Raw genomic sequence first — 3,225 nt, 5'->3', positions numbered from 1 at the left:
TAACCTCTGTGATTTATCACAGCAACATGACCTGACGAAGGCATGTTAAATCATTAACAGCATATATTTGAGTTGAAATAAATTGTTTAACTCAGAACTGAATTGAATTTAGCAGTAACTTGTTACTGTTAAGTGAAATGAGGAACTGAGAACTAGCGATTAACTGAATCAAGCGTTTTGGTATATGAATCTAATTGAAGCTGTACGGTAGTTAAATCTACGGACAACAAACTGCATGGCGAAAGCCTGTTGTTACATCACTTGTAGGGTGTTAACGACTGTTTGGGGTTGTATAGTCAAGTAATTAAGTGCATGTGGTGGATGCCTTGGCAGTCAGAGGCGATGAAAGACGTAATAGCCTGCGAAAAGCTCCGGGGAGGCGGCAAATATCCTGTGATCCGGAGATGTCTGAATGGGGAAACCCACTTACCATAAGGTAGGTATTGCAACATGAATACATAGTGTTGCAAGGCGAACGAGGGGAAGTGAAACATCTCAGTACCCTTAGGAAAAGAAATCAATTGAGATTCCCTTAGTAGCGGCGAGCGAAAGGGGAACAGCCCATTAAGTCATATAAGCTCTAGTGGAACGCTCTGGGAAGTGCGACCGTAGACGGTGATAGTCCTGTACACGAAAGGGCTTATATGATGATGTCGAGTAGGGCGAGGCACGTGAAACCTTGTCTGAATATGGGGGGACCATCCTCCAAGGCTAAATACTCCTGACTGACCGATAGTGAACCAGTACCGTGAGGGAAAGGCGAAAAGAACCCCTGTGAGGGGAGTGAAATAGATCCTGAAACCGCATGCATACAAGCAGTGGGAGCCGGCATTATGTCCGGTGACTGCGTACCTTTTGTATAATGGGTCAGCGACTTATATTCAGTAGCGAGGTTAACCGAATAGGGGAGCCGTAGGGAAACCGAGTCTTAATAGGGCGCATTAGTTGCTGGGTATAGACCCGAAACCAGGTGATCTATCCATGAGCAGGTTGAAGGTTGGGTAACACTAACTGGAGGACCGAACCCACTGTCGTTGAAAAGCCAGGGGATGACTTGTGGATAGGGGTGAAAGGCTAATCAAACTTGGTGATAGCTGGTTCTCCCCGAAAGCTATTTAGGTAGCGCCTCGGACGAATACCATTGGGGGTAGAGCACTGTTTCGGCTAGGGGGTCATCCCGACTTACCAAACCGATGCAAACTCCGAATACCAATGAGTACTATCCGGGAGACAGACTGCGGGTGCTAACGTCCGTAGTCAAGAGGAAAACAATCCAGACCGCCAGCTAAGGCCCCAAAATTATAGTTAAGTGGGAAACGATGTGGGAAGGCATAGACAGCTAGGAGGTTGGCTTAGAAGCAGCCACCCTTTAAAGAAAGCGTAATAGCTCACTAGTCGAGTCGGCCTGCGCGGAAGATGTAACGGGGCTAAAACTATATGCCGAAGCTGCGGATTTGCAATTTATTGCAAGTGGTAGGGGAGCGTTCTGTAAGCCGATGAAGGTGGATTGAGAAGTCTGCTGGAGGTATCAGAAGTGCGAATGCTGACGTGAGTAACGACAATGCGAGTGAAAAACTCGCACGCTGAAAGACCAAGGGTTCCAGTCCAACGTTAATCGGGGCTGGGTGAGTCGACCCCTAAGGCGAGGCCGAGAGGCGTAGTCGATGGGAAATTGGTTAATATTCCAATACTTCTGTGTAATGCGATGAGAGGACGGAGAAGGTTAAGTCAGCCTGGCGTTGGTTGTCCAGGTGGAAGGCAGTAGGCATGCATCTTAGGCAAATCCGGGGTGCTCTATGCTGAGAGCTGATAGCAAGCTGTACTTGTACAGTGAAGTGGCTGATACCATGCTTCCAGGAAAAGTCTCTAAGCTTCAGTTACACAGGAATCGTACCCGAAACCGACACAGGTGGTCAGGTCGAGTAGACCAAAGCGCTTGAGAGAACTCTGCTGAAGGAACTAGGCAAAATGGTACCGTAACTTCGGGAGAAGGTACGCTGTTGTCGGTGATAGGACTTGCTCCTTGAGCGGGCGACAGCCTCAGAAACCAGGCCCCTGCAACTGTTTATTAAAAACATAGCACTCTGCAAACACGAAAGTGGACGTATAGGGTGTGATGCCTGCCCGGTGCTGGAAGGTTAATTGATGGGGTTAGCGTAAGCGAAGCTCTTGATCGAAGCCCCAGTAAACGGCGGCCGTAACTATAACGGTCCTAAGGTAGCGAAATTCCTTGTCGGGTAAGTTCCGACCTGCACGAATGGCATAATGATGGGGGCGCTGTCTCCAGCAGAGACTCAGTGAAATCGAATTCGCCGTGAAGATGCGGTGTACCCGCGGCTAGACGGAAAGACCCCGTGAACCTTTACTGCAGCTTGACATTGAACTTTGATCTTACTTGTGTAGGATAGGTGGGAGGCTTTGAAGCAGCGACGCTAGTTGCTGTGGAGCCAATCTTGAAATACCACCCTGGTAATATTGAGGTTCTAACTCTGCTCCATAATCTGGAGCGAGGACCATGTCTGGTGGGTAGTTTGACTGGGGCGGTCTCCTCCTAAAGAGTAACGGAGGAGTACGAAGGTGCGCTCAGCGTGGTCGGAAATCACGCGTAGAGTATAAAGGCAAAAGCGCGCTTAACTGCGAGACCCACAAGTCGAGCAGGTACGAAAGTAGGTCTTAGTGATCCGGTGGTTCTGTATGGAAGGGCCATCGCTCAACGGATAAAAGGTACTCTGGGGATAACAGGCTGATACCGCCCAAGAGTTCATATCGACGGCGGTGTTTGGCACCTCGATGTCGGCTCATCTCATCCTGGGGCTGAAGCAGGTCCCAAGGGTATGGCTGTTCGCCATTTAAAGAGGTACGCGAGCTGGGTTTAGAACGTCGTGAGACAGTTCGGTCCCTATCTACCGTGGGCGTTGGAAATTTGAGAGGATCTGCTCCTAGTACGAGAGGACCAGAGTGGACGAACCTCTGGTGTACCGGTTGTCACGCCAGTGGCATCGCCGGGTAGCTATGTTCGGAAGGGATAACCGCTGAAAGCATCTAAGCGGGAAGCCTACCTCAAGATAAGATTTCCCAAGGACTTTATGTCCTCTAAAGAGCCGTTGAAGACTACGACGTTGATAGGTTGGATGTGGAAGTGCAGCGATGCATGAAGCTGACCAATACTAATTGCTCGTGAGGCTTGACTATACAACACCCAAACAGTTGTTGTATGAAGCTCGA

1 rRNA gene is annotated in these 3,225 nt (G+C 49.3%); it reads left to right on the top strand.

From position 1 onward, the window contains the following. The first annotated feature begins 294 nt into the window (after nt 1-294). Nucleotides 295-3,192 (top strand): 23S ribosomal RNA (locus KUG37_RS14525). Nucleotides 3,193-3,225 lie beyond the last annotated feature (33 nt).

Origin of the sequence: Acinetobacter sp. BY419 (assembly GCF_019038395.1) — a bacterium.
GTDB lineage: Bacteria > Pseudomonadota > Gammaproteobacteria > Pseudomonadales > Moraxellaceae > Acinetobacter.
The sequence above is the reverse complement of the archived record's forward strand: the minus strand, read 5'-3'. Positions and strand labels throughout refer to the sequence as shown.